17 protein-coding genes are annotated in these 21255 nt (G+C 35.7%); 10 read left to right on the top strand and 7 right to left on the bottom strand.

Translation table 11 applies throughout. The features are described 5' to 3' along the window. The first annotated feature begins 17 nt into the window (after positions 1 to 17). The 5 genes from E0Z07_RS02680 to E0Z07_RS02660 all read left to right on the top strand — a co-directional run bounded on the left by E0Z07_RS02680 (position 18) and on the right by E0Z07_RS02660 (position 4006). Positions 18 to 713, top strand: coding sequence for a hypothetical protein (locus tag E0Z07_RS02680; RefSeq protein ID WP_131540198.1), 696 nt, complete (start codon positions 18 to 20; stop codon positions 711 to 713). Between the two features lie 177 nt (positions 714 to 890). Then, positions 891 to 2456 (top strand): M20/M25/M40 family metallo-hydrolase, encoded by a 1566-nt coding sequence (locus E0Z07_RS02675; protein ID WP_131540197.1) that lies wholly within the window; start codon positions 891 to 893, stop codon positions 2454 to 2456. Positions 2457 to 2653: 197 nt separating this feature from the next. After that, on the top strand, positions 2654 to 2881 hold the full coding sequence (locus E0Z07_RS02670; protein ID WP_225581498.1) for a hypothetical protein: 228 nt from the start codon (positions 2654 to 2656) through the stop codon (positions 2879 to 2881). Positions 2882 to 3080: 199 nt separating this feature from the next. Then, positions 3081 to 3512, top strand: a complete 432-nt coding sequence (locus E0Z07_RS02665; RefSeq protein WP_131540196.1) for a hypothetical protein — start codon at positions 3081 to 3083, stop codon at positions 3510 to 3512. A 116-nt stretch (positions 3513 to 3628) separates the two neighbouring features. Beyond that, positions 3629 to 4006: a hypothetical protein gene (locus tag E0Z07_RS02660; protein WP_131540195.1), complete on the top strand. Its 378-nt coding sequence runs from the start codon at positions 3629 to 3631 to the stop codon at positions 4004 to 4006. 84 nt (positions 4007 to 4090) lie between these two features. Here the strand turns inward: E0Z07_RS02660 and E0Z07_RS02655 are convergent, their stop codons facing one another. Continuing rightward, complete coding sequence (locus E0Z07_RS02655) at positions 4091 to 5041, bottom strand: alkaline phosphatase family protein (RefSeq protein ID WP_131540194.1); 951 nt, start codon at positions 5039 to 5041, stop codon at positions 4091 to 4093. A gap of 221 nt (positions 5042 to 5262) precedes the next feature. Between E0Z07_RS02655 and E0Z07_RS02650 the strand changes: the two genes are divergently transcribed. The 3 genes from E0Z07_RS02650 (at position 5263) to E0Z07_RS02640 (ending at position 12875) form a co-directional block, all read left to right on the top strand. Continuing rightward, positions 5263 to 11154 carry an alpha-2-macroglobulin family protein gene (locus E0Z07_RS02650; RefSeq protein ID WP_131540193.1) on the top strand — a complete coding sequence of 1964 codons (5892 nt, stop codon included), beginning with the start codon at positions 5263 to 5265 and terminating at the stop codon, positions 11152 to 11154. A 133-nt stretch (positions 11155 to 11287) separates the two neighbouring features. Continuing rightward, positions 11288 to 12160 (top strand): pirin family protein, encoded by an 873-nt coding sequence (locus E0Z07_RS02645; RefSeq protein ID WP_006264720.1) that lies wholly within the window; start codon positions 11288 to 11290, stop codon positions 12158 to 12160. A 169-nt stretch (positions 12161 to 12329) separates the two neighbouring features. After that, the gene (locus E0Z07_RS02640; protein ID WP_006259531.1) at positions 12330 to 12875 is read left to right on the top strand and encodes a hypothetical protein; all 546 of its coding nucleotides are present in this window, start codon (positions 12330 to 12332) and stop codon (positions 12873 to 12875) included. A gap of 59 nt (positions 12876 to 12934) precedes the next feature. Here the strand turns inward: E0Z07_RS02640 and E0Z07_RS02635 are convergent, their stop codons facing one another. From E0Z07_RS02635 to E0Z07_RS02625, 3 genes are read right to left on the bottom strand one after another with little or no spacing between them, the layout of a single operon-like run. Beyond that, positions 12935 to 13471 (bottom strand): DinB family protein, encoded by a 537-nt coding sequence (locus tag E0Z07_RS02635; RefSeq protein ID WP_006259530.1) that lies wholly within the window; start codon positions 13469 to 13471, stop codon positions 12935 to 12937. Between the two features lie 34 nt (positions 13472 to 13505). Continuing rightward, complete coding sequence (locus E0Z07_RS02630) at positions 13506 to 14078, bottom strand: Crp/Fnr family transcriptional regulator (protein ID WP_225581499.1); 573 nt, start codon at positions 14076 to 14078, stop codon at positions 13506 to 13508. A gap of 7 nt (positions 14079 to 14085) precedes the next feature. Next, positions 14086 to 16113 carry a M3 family metallopeptidase gene (locus tag E0Z07_RS02625; RefSeq protein WP_131540192.1) on the bottom strand — a complete coding sequence of 676 codons (2028 nt, stop codon included), beginning with the start codon at positions 16111 to 16113 and terminating at the stop codon, positions 14086 to 14088. A 157-nt stretch (positions 16114 to 16270) separates the two neighbouring features. Between E0Z07_RS02625 and E0Z07_RS02620 the strand changes: the two genes are divergently transcribed. Both E0Z07_RS02620 and E0Z07_RS02615 read left to right on the top strand, forming a co-directional pair. Continuing rightward, on the top strand, positions 16271 to 17347 hold the full coding sequence (locus E0Z07_RS02620; protein WP_006259527.1) for an acyl-CoA dehydrogenase family protein: 1077 nt from the start codon (positions 16271 to 16273) through the stop codon (positions 17345 to 17347). Between the two features lie 106 nt (positions 17348 to 17453). Further along, complete coding sequence (locus E0Z07_RS02615; protein ID WP_006264725.1) at positions 17454 to 18518, top strand: acyl-CoA dehydrogenase family protein; 1065 nt, start codon at positions 17454 to 17456, stop codon at positions 18516 to 18518. Positions 18519 to 18566: 48 nt separating this feature from the next. Here the strand turns inward: E0Z07_RS02615 and E0Z07_RS02610 are convergent, their stop codons facing one another. From E0Z07_RS02610 to E0Z07_RS02600, 3 genes are all read right to left on the bottom strand, one after another. Beyond that, positions 18567 to 18941: a four helix bundle protein gene (locus E0Z07_RS02610; RefSeq protein WP_006264726.1), complete on the bottom strand. Its 375-nt coding sequence runs from the start codon at positions 18939 to 18941 to the stop codon at positions 18567 to 18569. Between the two features lie 148 nt (positions 18942 to 19089). Next, positions 19090 to 19575 (bottom strand): 5-(carboxyamino)imidazole ribonucleotide mutase, encoded by a 486-nt coding sequence (purE, locus tag E0Z07_RS02605; RefSeq protein ID WP_006264727.1) that lies wholly within the window; start codon positions 19573 to 19575, stop codon positions 19090 to 19092. A gap of 5 nt (positions 19576 to 19580) precedes the next feature. Continuing rightward, positions 19581 to 20735 (bottom strand): 5-(carboxyamino)imidazole ribonucleotide synthase, encoded by a 1155-nt coding sequence (locus E0Z07_RS02600; RefSeq protein ID WP_006262083.1) that lies wholly within the window; start codon positions 20733 to 20735, stop codon positions 19581 to 19583. Positions 20736 to 21255: the final 520 nt, after the last annotated feature.

The raw sequence follows: 21255 nt of genomic DNA, 5'->3' as shown, positions 1-21255 counted from the left end.
AGCGAAAGGAAAAAGAAATGATGAAGCAGTTAATGTTGGTGCTAGCAGTGATGCTAGTAGGGTGTAAGTCAGAGGGGAGTACTACACCATATAGTGATGCCAAGTTAGAGGGAATTAGAGGAAGGGTAAAGACTGTAACAGAGGTCATACGTCTGTCTGATTCTAATGTTGTGTCACAGAGAATAAGTCTGTATGATGAGAACGGATATAAGATATCGATGGAGTCTCTAGACAATGAGTTAGATACTGAGTTGTTAGAATTTAGTAGTAATGGTATCCTTAAATATGAACCATATAATGGACAACAGCGCATATTAAAAGGATATGACTATGAAGGAGCTGTGATAAGTGAAGCGATACAGAAGTGGTCTTCTCCTGCAGTCTATACCGTAGTTACATCTTATAGTAATACTCCTTCTATGAGTAATACTATAAAAGGGGCAGTAGATAAAGAAGGAAAGGTAAGCTCTATGCAGATGATAGCAAAGGATGGAGAGAGTGTACAGATAAACTCATTGTCGAAGTTTATGTATGATAATAGTGGATATCAGAATGGGTATATACAGAAAGACGTATTAACCTCTACGGATGCTAAATATACTGTAATGAATAAGGGATACGATAGTTATGGGAATATTACGAAGCAGGAAGTATATGTAGAACGGGATGTGCTAGTAAGTGAGAAGGAGATTACGTATGAATATTATGATTAGTGTAGCTCTAATTATGTAAAGAAAAGTGATTAAAATTATGTGATGAGTATTTATAGAAACTAATTATTGTGAATTTTATTGTATAATCTAGTGTTTATGGTGAAATAGGCGATTATTAGTCTTGGAAGTATGGTTAAAATGTGTAATTTGCCCATCTTAAACTAAACACTGACCAATATGAAAATCACAAACGTAATCAGTAAGACGATTGCACATAGTGTACTAGGGGTGACCTTACTGTCTAGTGCGCTAGTATTAGCACAAAAACAAGATCCTATAGTAGAGGCTATCGTAAAAGAAGGAACTACTAATTCTCAGTTAAAGAAGTATGCATTTGAACTAATGGATGTCATCGGACCTCGCTTAGTAGGGACACCACAGATGATGCAAGCACATAATTGGGTGAAGGATCAGTACACTTCTATGGGCTTCGAGGCGCGTAATGAAGAGTATGGAACATGGAAGGCATGGGAGCGTGGTACTACACAGATCACGATGACTTCACCTCGTACTAAGTCATTAGAGGGAATGCAACTGGCATGGAGTCCTGCTTCTAAAAAAGGAGGAGTAGACGGAGAAGTAGTGATATTAGCTGATGTGGCTTCTCAGGCTGACTTTAATGCATGGTTACCTTCTGTAAAAGGGAAGTATGTCATGATCTCTATGCACCAACCTACAGGAAGACCAGACTACCAATGGCAAACTTTTGCTACTGAAGAGTCTTATACTAAAATGAAAGAAGAGAAAGCTGCAGCTGAGAAAGCGTGGGCTACTCGTATCACAAATACAGGATATACAGCTAAGGAATTGCCTAAAGTATTAGAAGATGCAGGAGCTGCTGGTGTGCTAATGTCATACTGGACAGGTATCATGGGGTCTAATAGAATCTTTGGGGCAGAGACTAAAAAAGTACCTACTATAGATATCGCATTAGAAGATTATGGTATGCTATATCGATTAGCAGAGAATGGTAAGAAACCTCATATCCATGTGAATGCACAGTCAAAAGACCTTGGTACTACGAAGACATATAATACAATAGCTGAGCTTAAAGGTGGAGAGAAAGGAGATGAGTATGTAATCTTATCTGCACACTTAGATAGCTGGGATGGTGGTACAGGTGCTACGGATAACGGTACAGGTATCATCACGATGATGGAGGCTGCTCGTATCTTAAAAGCGGTATTGCCTAATCCTAAACGTACTATCCTAATCGGTAACTGGGGAAGTGAAGAGCAAGGATTAAATGGGTCTCGTGCTTTCGTAGCAGATCACCCAGAACTACACAATAAGATACAAGTAGTATTCAACCAAGATAACGGTACAGGACGTGTGGCTAATATCTCTGGACAAGGGTTCTTAAACTCTTATCAATATATTACAGACTGGTTATACGCAGTGCCTGAGAAATATAAGAAAGAGATTAAGACTCACTTTCCTGGATCGCCTTCAGGAGGTGGTTCAGATCATGTATCATTTGTAAGTAAAGATATACCTGGGTTTATGATGAGTTCATTGAGCTGGGGATATGGTAATTATACTTGGCATACAAACAGAGATACAGCTGACAAGATCGTTTATGACGATGTACAGAACAACGCTATTCTGATCGCTATCATGGCTTATAAAGCAAGTGAGGAGAAAGAGTTGGTATCTAGAGAAAAGATTGTTCTTCCATTAGACAGTAAAGGAGAACGTCAAGAGTGGCCAGAGTCAAAAGGACCTAAACGCACAAGTAACTAGATGATATAAATAAAGAGCATTGCTGAGGTAATGCTCTTTTTTTGTTGTTAAAAGTTGCATAGAGTTGTTTAATTTTGGAGATATAAAGAGATAGATATGATCAAGTTGTTTTACTATGACGCTCTTACTGATCAAGGTCAAGAAGGAGAAGAGTCTAAGGTGCTACAGAGCTAGAGGTAATCACGTGTTTTAAAAAGTTGTCGACAGAAGAAGGTACTTTTATTGGAATATTTAAGGGAGAGGACGATACTTTACAGTTCGGTTGGTTACGAGATGATATATGGATTATAGATATTCCGATAGTGAGTAAACAGGGATCTTATCAGAAGGAAGGGACTAGAGAAGAGTGTATAGAATTAATCAAGGAGCAATATAAGAACTTTGATTTGAGCTTCAGTCATAGTTATACATTTGAAGAATGGTAGTGAGTTTTATAGTAGTGTAAACTAGTTTTTATGTTTAGTTTCTAGTGTTGGTATTTGCTTTTTAATGATTATTTTAATAAACTATATTTTTTAATCTTAATTTTATTGTTTTCTGTTTTGTATTTACGTTAAATAATATTTTTTTGATATAAACTTTTGTTGTTTTTATTTTACTTTGACGCCCTAAAATAATAATAACATGAAAAATATAAGTTTGGTTATCATGATGTTAGTCATGGTTTTTGTTACTGGATGTTCAAAAGAAGATTTAGAAGTAAACAATAAAGATGTCAGTATTCAATACAAGGGTACATCTGTAGAAACTAGGAAAGCCAAGCAGTACACTAACTTTTACTTTACTATTAGGTCTACAGTGCGTACACCTATGCAAGGGTATGTAGAAGTAGTTACTATAAATAATGAGAAGATAAAGTCGGATAGATTTTCTCTTAATATGGGAGAACACAGAGAAGTTCTAGTGAAGAAAGAAGGAGTAGTAGTTGAAAGAGATTATGTAAAGGGCTATAAAGTGTATGCTACCCCAATCAACTTTGATGCATTTCCAAATCGCGGGATGCCTACAAGAGATTTCTTAACCCCACCGATGTATAAATTTCCAAAGGCAGGATAGATTGTCTCCATACCCTATACTGATGTGATACTTTTTGGGTTAATTATGTTAAAAATAGCTTAGTATATTTATTTTTTTATATAATATGCTTTTACTTTGCAATAAAAATTATGGTTATGAGAAGTATAGGTTTGTTTTTAACATTGGCAATGTCTGTGTTTTTATTTAGTTGTTCATCAAGTGATGATGGTATGAAAAGCAACGAAAGAGATGTAATAGTAGAACTTGTAAATACGAATGTAGTTGTCAGGTCTTCAGTAGAATATACTAGCTTTAATTATAATGTTAAGTCTAGTGCAAATATTCCATTAGATGGACGAGTAGAAGTGACAACTATAAAAGATGAAAAGTATCAATCGGATTATTTTACTATATCTCCTAATGGTACTGTAAAAACTTCTGTATTAGTAAAAGGGAAAGTAGAGGTTAATTATGTGAAATCACATAAAGCATATACTAGAACTGCTAAAGGCAATGTGAATCCTGCATTTTAAAAATTATAGATTATTACTTATTACAAATGTAAAAGAGGGGTGTCTTCATGAAGATACCCCTCTTTATGTGTTAAGTCACATGTTTTATTTAAATATGTCTTTTATCACTTTACCTTTACTGTAGTCTAATTTTATTCCTAGTAGTTCAGCCATTGTATTCGCTACATCTATTTGTTCATAACTACCGGTGCTTATTGTTGTATTTTGTTTGAAGTCTGGCCCCATAGCGAAGAATTCGATATGACGGCATCCTAGACAATTATCTCCATGGTTGACAAAAGAATCTTTGACTCCATCTAAGTGACGTCCATGGTCATTTGATACCATTAGGGTTGTTTTGTCTTTATAATCTGGTTGAGATTGTAAGAAGTCCCAAATATCTTTAATGCTTTGATCAGTTGTTTTGATAGCTTGGATGTATTCATTCCATTTGTTAGCATGTCCATAGCTATCTACATCTTTTAAGTTAATAACAACTACATTAGGTTTGTCAGTTGTGATTACTTTTTTAAAGTTTTCGATAGTTACTTTATCTGCTCTATACCCTGTCCCATTACCAGCTACTCCTGCATCCGCTTTAGGCATATACTTATTATTCCAATCAGGGTTTTTAGTGTTATTTAGTACTTCTAATTTATCTTTAGATACTACCACCCAAGCTTTGCTATTATCTTTCTTCGTTTGTTTTAACCACTGTTGTAATACAGAAGGATTAGTAGGAAGTTCTTTACCGTTATTCTTAATGCTGTCATATACACCTGTGATAAGGGCAGTGTGTCCTGCATTTGTATTGGTTAGTCCATTGTTTCTAAAATTGCTGATAAAAACTCCTTCTTTTAATAGAGCGATGCGGTTAGGGATATGTGCTTGTGTAGTCTCTTGCCAAGTCTCTGTCATTCTAGGTCCGTCGATAACTAGTAAAACGACATTTTCTGTTTGATACTTTTTGCTTTCTGGTTGTGCTGCTTTATTGTCATCACTAGAACATGATACTAGTGATACACATAAGATAAGGCTTAGAATAATTCTTTTCATAATGATGTTTTTGTATGTTACAAAGTAACTTCGATTAAGCTGTATTATACAAGTTATTCGCATTATGCATTTGTGAAGTATAAGTTACATAAACGTTTATGAAAAGGTGAACTCTAGGTGTTATTTAATGAAAGGATAATGACTATTTTACATCATTTACTGTACAAGTTTTTAGAAGTAATTTATAAAAACTCTATCTTTAAGGATTCAATTATAAAACTATGAAGAAGTTAGGTTTGTATCTTATGATTCTTGCTCCGATAATCGGCTTTGGACAAAGTTCGAATGGGAGAATACAGGAGTTGTGGAACATTATTCAGAAACAAGAAGAGAATGCTGAGGTAAAGAGCATGTTGCCCAATATACAAGAAGTAAAGAAGTTGTCTAAAAGGCATAATGACTATCCTAGTATGATAAAAGCGATGTTCTATGAGGCAAGAGTAAACATCTTAGTAAGTGAAGATGATAAGTATGATATCAATATCATTATTAAACAATTCGCTGAAGAAAGAAGAAATGCTAAAGGTGCTACAAAGGCTATTATAGATACCTATATAGCTGAGATATTTAAGCTGTATTACTCTGCTAATAGATATAAACTTAGGAATAGAACAACATTAGAACAAAGTACTGCTTCTGGTATAGCCTATTGGACAGCTGATGAGTTTAAAAAAGAAATAGAAAAGTATTATCAAAGTGGTCTTTCTCTAGCTGCTAAAGAGCAAGGGGAGTCTATCGATAACTGGGGAGATATGTTTAGCTCTAATGCTTCTAAGTTAGGTGCTAGTAGAGCTAAACTTACAGTTTATGATGCATTGCGTCTAAATTATTTAGATAATCTACAGTATAATTCATTTGATTTGTCAGATGAAGAACGCAGAGCGTTAGAACAAAAAAAGCAAGAGTTAAAAGCGGTTATCCTAAAAGATATAAAAGCTAAGAATGATGCTACACTCTATGTGTATATAGAGATGTATCTAGCGGCTACTATAGAATCTATTGAGCATCGCAAAGAGAAGTTTGAAAACCTATTAGCAGCGTATCCTAATGAGCCTCTTGTGTATGAGGGGTATGCTAATTATCTAAATGGAGTAGAACTAGTAGCTCTAATAGATAAGGCTTTAAAGTTATTTCCTAATACCAAGACGGCCGAGAACTTAAGTGCACTGAAGAAGTATACAGAACGCAAACAATACACTTATAATATCAATAAGTATGTGCTAGATAAGCAGGCTATACCTGTGAGCATAGGACATCAGAATGGGGATAAGGTATATGTGCGCGTGTATAAGAACAACCAGGCTAAGAGAAGTAACAATGTACCCTTTCATAAGGGGATAGAGGCATATAACAGATTAGATAAGGAATATACTTCTATAGATACTTATGCATTGCAGTTGAGTACCTTCACTGATTATGAAATGCACAAGACTGTGGTAGCATTACATCCGTTAGAGGCAGGTAGATACTTTATAGCATTTTCTAATGTGCCTTTTGATCAGATTAAAGAAGGGGAGTCGGATGTACAAGTGAGCCTAGTCAATGTGACACCTAATATTATAGAAATAAACGAAGGGAAATTACGTGCTTATAATAGAAGAACAGGTAAGCCATTAAGCAATATTAGTATTCACATCGCTAATGAAGATGAGAAGCGAACTAATAGTAATTATTGGGAAACGGTGATAACGACAGATTCGAATGGAGAGGCTAATCTTGATTTTGCTAAATCTGATCGATATCTCTATGCTAATATAAAAGGGGAAGAGGTATATTATTCTTCTTATGTATACAATCGTTATCAGCAAGAAGAAAAAGAAGATAATGTACAGTATAAAGCGACTGTACTAACAGATAGAGGTATCTATAGACCTGGACAAGTCTTATATTTTAAATCTATAGTTTCTAAAAAGAGTAAGCTAAGTGAGCAAGTCGTAGCTAAGGCACAAGTATCTATAAAGCTATATGATCCTAATGGAAAGGAATTGACTACAAAAAAACTGATGACCAATGAGTTTGGTTCTGTGAGTGGACAGTTTGTATTACCATCTGTAGGTAGATTAGGTAATTATAGTGTTGAAGTCATATTAGGAGAGGAGACTGTAGGATGGAGTCATCTATCAGTAGAAGAGTATAAGCGTCCGAAATTTGAAGTAGAGTTCGAAAAACCTAAAGAAATCTATAAGTTAAATGAGGAGGTAATAGTAGAAGGAAATGCAAAGGCTTTCTTAGGGGCTAATATAGATAAGGCAAAAGTAGTCTATAGAGTAGAACGACAAGAGATATGGCCTTATTGGATATGTGGACCTTACTACCCAAGTAGATATCTGAATCCTGAGACAATGATTCAGGGAGAGACAATAACGGATGAGAAAGGAAAGTTTACTATCAGCTTTAAGGCGTTGCCTAAAGAAGAAAAAGAAAGTAAGCTGCCTCGTACCTTTACTTATTTTGTCTATGCAGATGTAATAGACCAGAATGGAGAAACACATAGCAGTAGTATAGATGTTGTAGTAGGAGAGAAGAATATAGAGTTAGCTGTTAATCTTCCTTTTATTTCTACAGTAAAGGATTTGAGTAAGTTTACGATTAGTACGAAGAACTTAAATGGGATAGACTATGCTTCTCAAGGGGAGTTAAGTATATTTCCTCTTTTAGCTCCTAATCCTGAGCGTATCTCTGATAATTTTGGTTTAGATAAAGGAGATTATAAGTTGTATGATTACAATGAGTTTGTCTCTCTATTCCCTCATTTAGATTACGGAGATGAGAAAGATACTGCGCAATGGGGAATAGGTAATTCTGTGTTTAGTACATCATTTAATACAGCAGATACAAAAGAGGTGGTATTTAAGGGAGCTAAACAATTGTCTTCGGGTGCGTATATCGTTAAGGGATATGTATACGAGAACGGTGAGAAGAATGAGATAGAGAAACGTTTTACATTAAGAAATGAGGAGTCAAAAGAGCCATCAAAGGTCTTAGTAGAATTAAAAGCAGAGGACAAAGTATATAAAGTAGGAGATAAGGCTAGTGTAGAGATACGCAGTGCTGAGAATAATACGTATGCATTCGTAGAAGTAAAAGCAAACGGTAAACAGGTTTATCAAAAAGTGATGAAGATCAATAAGAGAGGTTCGTCAATAGATATTCCTATTAAACAGGATTATAAGGTAGTAGATGTTTATGCCTTAGCATTAAAGCACAATATAGTAGCACAAGATGCGGCTAGTGTTGCTCTAAAAGGAGAAGAGAGTAAACTGTCTTTAGTTATTGAGTCTTTTAGAGATAAGGTAGAACCAGGAGCTAAAGAAAAGTGGTCTTTAAGAGTAAAAGGGAAGGAGAAGGAGCAAGTGGTATCTGAAATATTGGCTACTATGTATGATGCTTCTTTAGATCAGTTCGTATCACATAGTCTAAATACTACTCTTAAGGTTCCTGTACATTATTACAACAGACCTTCATTTAGTATGTATGATTTTAGTAATATCAAGGGAATAAGTTACTTTAATTCATTAGCAAGTGAGACAGTTGATTATACTAAGTTTATAATAGATAGACCAATCGTATTTAATACTTACGGCTTAAACTTCCAACCTAAAGTTAGAATTGGTTCTGGAACAATGCGAGTGAGAGGGATGAGTAAGGTGAGTGCTACGAGTGGAGATGCAATGGCTGAAAATATTGTTGCTCTTAAACTTTCATCTCAAGAGGAGTTTAAAGAAAGTGCTCCTATGATTGAGTCTAAGGACGTAAGTAGTGGTGGTAACAGTGTAGAAAAAGCTGATGCCCCTGCGCCGACTATTCGTAAAAACTTACAAGAGACAGCATTCTTTTACCCTACACTAAAGACAGATGAGAATGGTGATGTGAAGTTTGAGTTCACAATGCCTGAAGCTTTGACTAAATGGAAGTTTATGGCTTTTGCTCATACTAAGGATTTGCGTAGTGACTATGCAGAAAAAGAAGTAGTAACTCAAAAAGAGTTAATGGTAGTGCCTAACTTACCTCGTTTCTTACGACAAGGAGATAAGTTAACGTTATCTACTAAAGTAGTTAATCTATCTGATACTAATAGAAAAGGAAAAGCTACTCTTCAACTGTTTAATGCTTACACGAATGAGTTGTTGGTAGAGAAAACAGGAGAGTTCTCTGTCAATAAGGAAGAGTCAAGTGCTGTAAATTGGGATATAGAAGTTCCGAATAGCGTAGATGTAGTATCGTGTAGAATAGTAGCTGTGTCAGATAATTATAGTGATGGAGAAGAGTCTGTACTACCGGTATTGACTAATAGAATGCTAGTAACAGAGACGATGCCTATCTACATCAAAGAAGGACAGAATAAGATATTCAAGTTTAAAGAGTATGAAGCGAATAGAAGCAATACACTGCAGAATCATAAACTGACATTAGAGTTAACGACTAATCCGATTTGGAATGCTGTGTTTGCTTTACCATACTTACAAGAATATCCTTATGATAGCTCAGAGCAAGTGTTTAGTAAAGTGTTTGCTAATGCTGTTGCAACGAAGATATTAAATGACAATCCTAAGATTAAGACTGTCTTCGATCAATGGAGTGTAAAAGGAGAAATGTCTTCTAAACTAGAACAGAATCAAGAGTTGAAGAGTGTGCTGTTAGCTGAGTCGCCATGGGTTAGAGAAGCAACAAGTGAGGCTGAGCAAATGAAGCGTATGGCAGTCTTGTTTGATTTGAATAAAATGCAATATGATCTTCAGTCGGATATTGATAAGTTAATCGATCAACAAAACGAAGATGGAGGATTCTCTTGGTTTAAAGGAGGTAAATCAGATAACTATATTACACAAACTATTGTAGAAGGTTTTGGTAATCTGAAACGCATAGGTGCAATGGATGCGCCTTGGGCAAGTGATGTGAATTATATTTCGATGCTAAAGAGAGCAATAGAGTATATGGATCAGGCACAGTATAAAGATTATGAAGAGCAAGTGAAGTTTGGTGTAAAAGGTAAAGTTCCTAGCTTAGGTACACACTATCTATATGCACGTAGTTATTTTATAGGGGACTTTGGTATCAATGAGAAATACTCTCCTATGATAACAGCTATTCGTCAAAGTATCGAGAGCGAGAAACCTGCTAATAATCTTTATCAAGAGGCTATACGAGCTGTGATAGCAAAGAGATTTGGTTCTGATAAAAAGGCAGAGAGTATTGTTAAGGGGATTATGGAGACAGCAGTAGAGTCTGATGAGATGGGAATGTATTGGAAGAATAATACTGCAGGATGGTTATGGTATCAGGCTCCTATCGAAACCCAAGTAGCAATTCTAGAAGCTACCAACGAGGTAAATAAAGAGAGATACGCTAATGCGATAGAACAGATGAAAGTTTGGTTACTAAAGAATAAACAAACTACTGGATGGAGATCTACTAAAGCAACTACAAAGGCTGTATATGCCTTATTAAATACAGGTAAGTCTTGGTTAGATGCAGAGCAAGGTCTTGAAGTAAAAGTAGGAGGATATCTTATAGATACAGAAGCAAATGCTCAGGCGGGTAGTGGTTATATTAAACAGAGTTGGTCTAAAGCAGAGCTGACAGCTAAAAAAGGTGTTGTAGAAGTAAATAAAACCTCTCCTGGTATTGCTTATGGCGCGATGTACTGGCAGTACTTCGAAGATTTAGGTGCTATTAATGCTGCAGAGACAGGTATTAAGTTAACTAAAAAACTATATATAAAAGCGAATACAGAGCAAGGTCAAGTACTACGTGAGATCACTAAGGAGTCTCCAATTAAAGTAGGTGATGTGGTGACAGTACGTTTAGAGATAAGTACAGATAGGAATATGGACTATGTTCACTTAAAAGATATGCGTGCTAGTGGCTTTGAACCTACGAATGTACTATCAGGGTATAGATGGAAAGGAGAGTTCGGATACTATGAAGAAACGAGGGACGCATCTACGAATTTCTTTATATCGAGATTGAGAAAAGGAAGTTATGTATTCGAGTATGAGTTAAGAGCTAATGTAAGTGGTCAATTCTCGAATGGTATTACAACAATGCAGAGTATGTACGCACCAGAGCTAAGTGCTCATAGTGAAGGCATCAGAGTAGAGATTAAGAACTAGTGTAGCTAGATAAATAAACAGAAGGAGGTTTGCTGAGGTAAACCTCCTTTTTTATGAGGTATACTTCTTGTTGTAGGTTAAGTGTTTAAGGGGTGATGAGGTTGTAAATTTGTAATACAAAAAACAAAGAGATATGAAAACAAGAAATATTAAACAAGTAGTAAAACCACAACCAGCACACTTTGTAGGAGATGGTTTTAGAGTGCACAACTTTATTCCAAGTATGCCTAATATGAATATGCAACAGATGGATCCTTTCATCATGTTTGATTATAATTCTAAATACACATTTGGGCCTTCAGAAATCCCAAGAGGTGTAGGAGTTCACCCGCATAAAGGATTTGAGACTGTAACAATAGCGTATAAAGGACGTGTAGAACATGGAGATAGTAGCGGAGGTGGAGGTATCATAGGAGAAGGTGATGTACAGTGGATGACTGCAGCGTCTGGAGTTTTACACAAAGAGTTTCATGAAACGGAATGGAGTAAAACAGGTGGTGAGTTTCAAATGGTACAGTTATGGGTGAACTTAAAGAGAGAAGATAAGAAAGGACCTGCTAAGTATCAAGCAATAGAACATGATAAAATGGCAAAATATACATTGTCTAATGGAGAGGGAATAATAGAAGTGATAGCAGGAGATTATAATGGGACTAAAGGAACAGCTTCTACATTCTCGCCTATTCACATGTACAATTTAAAAGCAAAAGTAGGTACAAGTACTAACTTTAGCTTTCCTTCAGGGTATACTACCTTATTGTTAGTATTAGAAGGTGAAGTAAAAGTAAATGGAACAGTAGTAGCTACAGATCATGTGGCTCACATGGAGAGAGAAGGAGAAGAGTTTACAGTAGAAGTTACTAAAGATGCTGTAGTCTTAGTAATCTCAGGAGAACCTTTAAATGAACCAATAGCACATTATGGACCATTCGTAATGAATACAACAGATGAGTTAGTACAAGCAGTAGATGACTTTAACTCTGGGAAGTTTGGAGATCTAGCATAATAATAAATTTCATAATAAGTAAGGAGACTATATTTTTATAGTGGTTTTGTTTTGGTGAAGGGAGAGGTAGTGATTGCCTCTCCCTTTTTTTGTGGATGTAAAATAGCTGTTTATGGCTATTGCATATTGACTAGGTATGTTTTTACATTTGTCATATTAATCGATAGGTATGAAAAAAGTAGGGATTACATTATTTGCACTAGCACTTTTGACGGTTAGTTGCAAGGATAAAGAGGTGCAAACAGAAGTAGTAGAAGAGACTCAAATCGTGACTCCTCAAATACAGCCAGAGACAGCTGACTTAAAGTTAGCCGCAGACAATATGGATGCCTATATGGATTCTGAAGATAAGATGATGGTAACTTTAGGAGATGCAGATCAATTGCGTCTTCAAAAGGCAATACAAATCATCGGAAATATGAATGTCATCTATACAGAAGATGAGGGAATAGATCATGATAAGACAGATGCAGCTTTCTTAAAAGAAGTAGAAGGTAAAACTTTTAAAGAAGTATGTAAAGTAGCAGAAGGATATCTTAAAGCTGATCAACAACGCGAGTTTGACCGTATCAATGCAATATTAGAGAGTATAAAGGATCCTAAAGCGGATGCTGATATCGAGCGTTACAATGAGGTACAACATGATCTTAAAGAGGCTAATAAAATACCTGTTACACTAGATGCTTATACTTATAGTGAAGAGTGTTTTTTATAATGAATAATGTACTTTAAAAGAAAACTCCTATTGTAACAATACAATGGGAGTTTTTGTTTTTATGGCAGTAACTTCTGTATTTGATGAAAGTGTCTATCGTTGTGATACACTACAATGCGCAAGCTATCTCCTACATTGAGTTTGTACCAATTAGAAAACATCGTTACAATCGCTCTATTGTTTACTACTTCTTGTGGCATTTTTTTTATAATATCTTTCAGAGCAATCAAGTTGGCTTCAAAGGTGATAATTACATCTTTAGAGATGATCTTATCTATTGGATTAGTCTGTTTAGGGCTTTTAATAGGCTTTTGATTCTCTTTGTATAATAATATATTGGCAAAGTACTTACCTATCACTCCTGATTTAAATAGTAGCTGTTCTCTCTTTTTACCATTCATTGCACTTTTAAATTGAGGTAAGTAAAAATCAAAGTAATAGTTAAGATGTGCAATACACTGTAATATATTCCATGATTCTACTGTTGGTTTATAGTTAAGCTGTTCTGTACTAAGTCTCTTTATGTATTGCAACTGCTCTAAATGCTTATCTGTAAGCAAGCATAATCTATCTAATACTTGTTGGTTAGTCATCATTAATAATTTTATACTACAAAAGTCTAGTAAAGGATTAATCTAAATCTTGATTCAAATCAAGATTTTTAAGTCGAGATAGAGTTTCAGCTGTCATTCGTAAGTAACGAGCAATATACTTTTGTGGAACTTCTTGAAATAGTAGGGGAGATCGTTTTAAGACTCTTTGATATCGAAGAATAGGAGAATCTGTTAGTAAGTCTATTTCTCTTTCTTGAAACTGAATAATAAGTTTCTTTATTCCTTCCATATCGTTTAGTAATCTAGTCGTTTCTTCAGAAGATAGTATAATGACTTCTGTTTGTCTGATGGCTTGTAAGTAATAGATAGTAGGCTGTTGAGTAATTAAACTGTCTAAAGCACAGATTGTACTTCCTTTATATCCGAAGCGAATGATACGTTCCTCACTTTGATCTAAGATATAGAGTTGTATACATCCACTAACAACATAATATAATAATGTATTTACATCACCTGCTTGAAAGAGGTAGTCTCCTTTTTTAAGTGTGATATTCTTTGTCTTGTTATTAGTGAAAGGAATTTTGTTCATAGATAATATAATGTAGCTAACAGCTAAACGGTCTACAGCTATTAACTGTAAACCGTCCATCGTTAACCTATAACAATCCCGCTCTTTTTAATAAAGCATCCGGAGTAGGTTCTTGACCTCTGAATTTTTTGTATAATGTCATTGGGTGATCAGTACCTCCCTGAGACAACACATAATCTTTAAACTTAGTAGCTACTTCTTTATTGAAGATACCATTAGCTTTAAAGTAAGCAAATGCATCAGCATCCAATACCTCTGCCCATTTATAACTGTAGTATCCAGATGAGTAACCACCTTGGAAGATATGAGAGAATGAAGTACTCATTGCATTTTCTTTTACATCAGGATATTGTTGAGTAGAGGCAAATTGTTTTGTTTCGAAGTCTTTTAGACTCGTGATAGTAGTAGGGTCTTGACCATGCCATCCCATATCTAATAAACCGAAGCTCAACTGACGTACAGTAGCTATCCCCTCTAAGAAGCTCGCACTCTCTTTGATTTTTTCTACTAATTCCATAGGGATAGTCTCTCCTGTCTGATAGTGTTTAGCGAATAGCTCTAAAGCTTCTTTCTCATAACACCAGTTCTCCATCACTTGGCTAGGCAACTCTACGAAGTCCCAATATACATTAGTTCCTGATAGAGATGGGTAAGTGGTATTTGCTAACATGCCGTGTAGTGCATGCCCAAACTCGTGGAATAGAGTAGTCACTTCGTTAAAGGTAAGTAACGATGGCTTAGTCGCCGTTGGCTTAGTGAAGTTACATACGATAGAGATATGTGGTCTTTCATTGATACCATCTTTGATATATTGGTTTTTGAATGAAGTCATCCATGCACCATTTCTCTTTCCTTTACGTGGGAAGAAGTCAGTATAGAATACCGCTATGAAGTCCCCTTGTTCGTTCGTTACCTCAAATGTACGTACATCTGCATGATACTTCTCTATAGTCTGTACTTCTGTAAAAACTAATCCGTATAGCTTATTTGCTACTTGGTAAGCACCGTCTAATACATTCTCTAACTGGAAGTATGGTTTAAGTAATTCATCATCTAAGCTAAAGCGCTCTTGTTTTAACTTCTCAGAGTAGTATGAACCATCCCATTTCTCTAACACATCTACTTTGTCTGTTTTTTGAGCAAAAGCAGTTAATTCGGCAAACTCTTTATCTGCAGCAGGCTTAGCCTTTGCTAATAGCTCCTCTAAGAAAGCACTAACTTTATCTGGGCTTTGTGCCATACGCTCTTCTAATACGAAGTGAGCATGTGTAGCATATCCCAATAGATTAGCTCTCTCATGACGTAGGTTTACGATCTTTAAGACATTAGCTTCATTGTTGTGCTCATTATCTTGAAAGGCTTTTTTACCTGAAGCGATAGCCATCTCTTTACGCAACTCACGATTATCAGCATAGGTCATAAAAGGGATATAACTAGGATAGTCTAATGTGAATATCCATCCCTCTTTACCTTCTTGTTCTGCTAAAGCTCTTGCCTCTTCTATAGCGCCTTCAGGAAGACCAGCTAAGTCTTTCTCCTCAGTGATGTGCAGTTGGTATTTATGTGTTTCTGCTAATACGTTTTCTCCAAACTTTAGGGCTGTAGTAGACAGTTCTGCATCTATTGCTCTTAATCTTTCTTTTTTATCTTCTGATAACAATGCACCATTGCGGACAAAGCTTTTATAATTCTTTGTCAATAAGGTTTCTTGTTCTATAGTAAGGTTCAGTGTCTCCTTTTGCTCATAAACTGCTTTTACACGTTTAAATAACTCTTCGTTTAAAGAGATATCATTGCCTAATGCAGATAACATAGGAGCTACCTCTTGTGCTATTTTCTGCATCTCATCGTTGGTCTCTGCAGAGTTCAGGTTAAAGAAGATATTAGACAATACATCTAATTCCATCCCTGAGTAGGCTAATGCCTCTAGTGTATTCTCAAAGGTAGGTGTTGCAACGTTAGCCGTAATAGTGTCTATCTCTGCTTTTGTATCTTGTATTGCTTTTTTGAAAGCAGGTATATAGTCTTCCGTTTTAATTTGAGTAAATGGTGCTGTACCATGAACGGTGTTAAATGGATTGTTCAATGCCGACATATTTTCTAATTTATTTTTATACTATAAAAGTAAGTTTTTTTTAAATAATGGTTAGTTAATAATATTGGAATGTTTTTTGCACTAGGTGTGAATAATCACATATTAATCAATTTTTAAATTAATATGTTTGTTATAATAGATAATTAATCAATATGTTATGATGGAAATATCATCAAAGGATGTAGACATTCTGAGAAGTGAAGTAAATGAAGCTATTAGATTAGGTACATTAACGGATAAGCAACTACAAGTTATCTATGATAATAAGTTGTTTAATATGTTTGTGCCTGAATATTTAGGAGGCCTAGGAGTTAGTTTGATTGAAGCTTTACAGGTGGAAGAACAGTTGGCTAGAATAGATGGTAGTCTAGGGTGGACAGTGACCATGTGTGCTGGTGCTAATATGTTCGTAGGATATTTAGAAAGCTTTCTTGCCAAAATGATTTTCCAAGACCCTAAAGTATGTTTTGGAGGAAGTGGACAGATAGATGGTATCGCTAAGGTATCCAGAGATGGGTATATAGTGAATGGTACTTGGGATTATATCGTCGGATTACCACATTGTACTGTATTGACCTTGAACTGTCATATTGAAGAAAAAGGAGAATTGCTTTATAAGGAAGATGGTTCGCCTTATTTTAAAACGTTTTTCTTCTTTCCTAAGGAGATTAATGTTATTGAAGATTGGCAGTCTGTCGGGTTAAAAGCTACTGCGAGCCACAGCGTCAATATCAAAGACTTTAGGGTAAGTAGTAATCGTGCTTTTGAGATAGATAGTAATCATCCTGTTATCAACGAACAGATCTATCACTATCCCTTTATGTCGTTTGCATTGTTAACCTTGACTGCAAATCATTTGGGCATGCAAGAGCATTTTATGGATGAACTAAGAAAGTACTTTACAGGAGAGTTGTATAATAAATATTTTGAGTTTAAAGATGAATTGTTCTATCAATATGAAGAGAAATTCCTTGAGAGAAGAGCAGCCTTCTATCGATTAGCTCAGTCCTCTAGTGATGAGATAGCATTAAATGGGAAGTTAACAGAGCAGACTACTGCTGATATTGAGAAGATGTGCAAAGGTCTAGTCTATAAAGGACGTAATGCTGTTCTGAAAGTCGTGCCTTATTTAGGTATGGGAGCGATGAATTATACTACAGAGATGAACCGTATCATAGGAGATATTCTCACAGCGAGTCAGTTTAGTTTATTATTACCAGAAAATTTAGAATAGAGAAAAATAGAGCAATTTGAAGAGATCTCATCAGTATTACTGATGAGGTCTTTTTTGTTTAAAGTGTTTTAATGCGGTAGCTTTGTTGTTGACAAAACAACATATTATGAGACAGTATCTAAGTGATGCCGATGTGCAAATACTTAAAGACAATATAACTACAGCAGAACAATTAGGTCATCTAACAACAGAACAACTAGAAGTGCTGTATAGAAACAATTTATTCAACCTATTTGTGCCTAAACAATATAATGGATTAGAACTAGACTTTATAGATGCACTAAGGGTAGAAGAGCAATTAGCTACTATAGATGGGAGTTTAGGATGGACAGTGACGCTATGTGCAGGAGCTAATATGTTTGTAGGCTTTTTAGATCCTAATGAAAGTAATAAAGTCTTTCAAGACGCTAAGGTGTGTTTTGGAGGTAGTGGTAAGGTAAGTGGAGTAGCAAGAGAAGAAGGAGAATATTACCTTATCAATGGGACTTGGGATATCGTTACAGGACTACAGCATTGTACAGTTTTTACAGCGAATTGTCATCTTGAAGTCAATGGGGAATTGCAGTATGATGCAGAAGGAAGACCTGTGTATAAGTCATTTTTCTTTTTGCCTTCTGAAGTAACCACTAAGAACAGTTGGGATACCTTAGGACTAAGAGCTACAGGGAGTCATTCTATCGTGGCAGAAGGATTATGCGTACCTAAATCACGTAGCTTTAGTATCACGAGTGAGGCATGTACTATCGACACCCCACTTTATAAGTTTCCTTTTTATCCGTTTGCGAAGTTTACATTAGCTGTGAATCAGTTGGGAATGCAATACCACTTTCTACAAGAAGTAGAGGTATATTTTAATAAACTCAAAGGAGGTGTTTATGAACAGTTCCAAACAGAATTGTTAGTGAAGCTACAGACAGCATATCACACGCGTAGAGAAGCTTTTTATGATTTAGCATCTACTACATGGCAGAAAGTACAAGAAGGTATTGAACTGACAGAAGAAGAGTGTAATACTATAGATAAACTGTGTAAAGAAGTGGTGTATCAAGGGAGAGATGAGGTGATACAGCATTTACCTTATCTTGGGATGTACGGAGTGAATAATAGCTCTCCTATAAGTAGAATCGTCAGAGATATATTAACAGCATGCCAACACAGCCTGTTTCTTTAATTACGAATTTCAAATTAAGAATTAAGAATTAAGAAAGTGCTTAAATACCTATTTATTCTGTGTAACTCTTTCTTTATTTTGTATAGTAATTCTGATACTACCAATGATTTTTAGAATCTCATCTAAATCCTGAAGTAAGCTGTTTTTCTCACGAATAGTCAAAAAGTCTGTGTCTGCTAATAATCTAATCCAGTAATGAGTTTCACGAGCTTCTTTATAAGCAATAGATAATTTAGCGTAGAAGTCTTTTTCTGTCTGTGCACCAAGGGCTTCTTCAACATTAGCACCTATAGAAGTACCAGAACGAAGAAGTTGTTTGCTTAGTACATATGCTTTTTTAGTCGCAGATAGATGTTTATATAGGCGGATGGTTCTTATAGCAAAATCATAAGTTTTAGTCTGTATTATATTTTCTTGCTTCATAAAGTAACAAGGTAGTTATAGGTTTTAAAGTAATAATAACCGAAATATGAAGCAATATACTTACTCTATATTTCGGTTATATTTAAGTTGCTGAGTCATCCCTCACCCGTAGGGTGATGATTCTTAATTTTTAATTTAAATAAAAGGTCTAAAGACCTTTTATTTCAGTTGCTGCTTTAAGCACCGCTTCTCTTAATCCATTTTTATAGTCTACCATCTTATTGCGAAGGTCCTCGTTTTGACTACCTAATATCTGTATCGCTAGAAGACCTGCATTTTTAGCACCATTAAGGGCTACTGTAGCTACAGGTACACCACCAGGCATCTGTAAGATAGATAGTACACTGTCCCATCCATCGATAGAGTTGCTAGATTTAACAGGTACTCCGATCACAGGAAGTGGAGACATAGAAGCTACCATACCAGGTAAGTGTGCTGCTCCTCCTGCTCCTGCGATGATCACATTGATACCACGCTTATGAGCATTAGAAGAGAAGTCTACTAGTTTCTCAGGTGTTCTGTGAGCAGATACGATATCCACTTCTACCTCTACACCAAATTCTTTAATAATATTGATTGCATCTTGCATTACAGGCATATCAGATGTGCTGCCCATTACTACTGCTATTTTCATAAGATTTATTTGCTGATTACTTTAATAGTTTCTTTTACTTGCTGAGCTATTTCTCTAGCTTTAACCATATCGCTATTCACGATTGTTACATGTCCCATTTTTCTAAAAGGACGAGTCTCGCGTTTACCATAGATATGAGGAGTCACACCTTCTATCGCTAAGATATCTTCCATTCCTTCATAGTACACTTGACCCGTATAGCCTTCAGCACCTACTAAGTTTACCATGATACCAGCCACTTTGCTATCTGTATTCCCTAAAGGCAAATCTAGAATAGCACGGATGTGTTGTTCGAACTGAGAAGTATAGCTTGCCTCTATAGAGTAGTGTCCAGAGTTATGAGGACGAGGAGCCACTTCATTCACTAGTACATCGTCATCTTGCGTTTGGAACATCTCCACAGCCAATAAACCTACATGATTAAATTTTTCAGAAACTTGAAGAGCGATAGCTCTTGCCTTATCTGCTACAGCGCTATCGATACGCGCAGGACAAATCACATATTCTACTTGGTTAGCCTCTGGGTGGAACTCCATTTCTACTACAGGGTATGTTTTGATTTCTCCAGAAGCAGAACGAGCTACGATAACAGCTAATTCATTTTTAAAAGGAACCATCACTTCAGCGATACACTCTACATTAGGTAGTGCATCTAAGTCAGTAATCGTGCGAACTACTTTTACTCCATTACCATCATACCCAAACTGAGCTGACTTCCATACGAATGGCATCGTTACTTCATTAGCTGTAGCTGCTGTTTTTAGAGCTTCTATATCAGAGAATCTCTTATAAGGAGCAGTTGGGATATTATGAGTAGTATAGAAATCTTTTTGATTTCCTTTATTTTGGATTAATCGAAGTGTCTTAGGAGAAGGGAATACTTTAAGCCCTTCTTCTTCTAACTTATCTAGTGCGTCTAAGTTGACATTTTCTATTTCGATCGTTAAGACATCTACTGTTTTACCAAAGCGATAAACAGTTTCAAAATCCATTAAATCCCCTTGGAAGAACTGATGTGCTCCATACTGAGAAGGGGCATCTTTACTAGGGTCTAGTACATTGGTAGCGATGTCAAATTTACGAGTGTCATATAGGAGCATTTTACCTAATTGACCTCCTCCTAATATTCCCAAACGGAAATCAGTAGAAAAGTAATTCATTGTGTAGTTGTATTGTTATTGAGCAAAGATAATTTAAAAATATAAAAGAGTAAGTCTAAAATTCACCTCATGCCTAGTTTGGTTTTATATTTAAGGGTAAGATGTAATGAACATTGATTTTGGAAAGTGCTTATTCTATTTAAAAATGATTTTGAAGAGCTTAGTCTGGTTATCTAGAGTATGTTATTGGATGGAGGTGATATATAATATAGGTGTAAAGATTATAGGGGAAGATGTGTCTTTTTTACCTTTTTGGGAGAGGTGGTCGGCATGTGGTCGGCTAGTGATAGGCATTTGGTCGGCTTGAAAGTACCAAAAATAGCCTATCACTACCCGAGCAGATTGATATCACTTACTGATCAAGGTATATATGAATGGAGAATAGAGGAATAGTTCAAAGGGTATGAATGTATTAATGATGGATTGAGATATTTTTTATGTGGAAGTAAGAGTTTTATCCGCTATATCTAAGTATGACAAGCTATCGTAGAAGAGATAATGAGAGTTTGATAAGAATAGA

Source organism: Myroides odoratimimus (assembly GCF_004337635.1).
Lineage (GTDB): Bacteria > Bacteroidota > Bacteroidia > Flavobacteriales > Flavobacteriaceae > Flavobacterium > Flavobacterium odoratimimum.
This window is presented reverse-complemented; position numbering and strand designations above follow the sequence as displayed.